Source organism: Vibrio sp. R-1 (genome assembly GCF_035615595.1).
Lineage (GTDB): Bacteria > Pseudomonadota > Gammaproteobacteria > Enterobacterales > Vibrionaceae > Vibrio > Vibrio cholerae.
In genome coordinates this window covers 1-1,103 of the sequence record NZ_WPDC01000216.1, presented here as the reverse complement: position 1 = coordinate 1,103, position 1,103 = coordinate 1, and the positions used below count along the sequence as shown (strand labels likewise).

The 1,103-nt window shown below is 32.1% G+C and carries 1 protein-coding gene; it reads left to right on the top strand.

The features are described from left to right. Positions 1-1,103, top strand: a 1,103-nt coding sequence (locus tag GOU96_RS17705; RefSeq protein WP_324702089.1) for a hypothetical protein, incomplete at both ends; no start/stop codon positions are given.

Below are 1,103 nucleotides of genomic sequence, written 5' to 3'. Positions count from 1 at the left end.
ATTAATGCTTATTGACTTTGCATTTGGCGGAACAGATTTTCCAAACAAATGTGATGATGTAATAAGAAATATAGGGGATTTCAAAGTCATCGTCACATTTGAATTCGAAAAAACATATACATTTATAAGAGACACTAAAGATATAAACATTGTCTTTAATTGTGAATCACAAGAAAACATCTCACTAAAGGAATTTACAAAATTACTACAGGAGAGATACTTCCCTGAAAGGGAAAACATATCATTTAGAGAGTGCGTAAGTGGATTTTCGCGAATTTATCAAAGAGATAATTACAGCGACAAACGTCCACTCAATATAGCAAGCAAAGAAAATTGGACATCAATAAGAAAGCGTATTCTTCAAATATTCGACAAGTACTGGACAATCGAAGCCTTAGAAATACAGAAGGACAAAGAGACAAAGACGAAAAATGATATAAATGGGACATTTAATGTAGGTGCGATAAAGAAAATAACCAAACGCCAATCCATTAAAAACTCAGAGGAATTAATAGCATTAGAAAATGAAATCTGCAATATTAAAAAAACACTAAGCGGAAATGTTTCCGACATACAGCGCATCATCAATAATAAAAGCTTATCGTTAAAAGAAGATAAAGATCGCTTAGTCCAGCTACAGTATGAGCTAAACTCTAAGTTAAGCAGAGTAGAATCTAACCTAGCAGGTAACTCAAACATCAGTAGGAATAGCTTCAATTCTATCATTGAGTTTTTCCCTGAGGTAAATAGTGACAAACTAAGTAAAGTTAATGATTTTCACAATGGTATTGTGAAAATCATTAGGCAGCAACTGCAAGAAGAAAAGAAAACACTTGCTGAAAGTATTTCTGAAACAACACATGAATTAGACGCGATCAATAGAAAATTACTAGATATTGTAAATTCGAATGAAGACTCTGTTTATTTATTAGAAAGACTTATGGAGTTAAGCAGCATTCAGAGAGATCTCAAACTCCAAAATGAATACTTCGAGAAAATAGAAAATGTTAAATCGCATATACGAGTCTTAAACGAAGAGATTAGTCATAAGTTATTATGTGAAATCGAGTTTATAGAAAACAGAATAAACGAAAACATGCGCT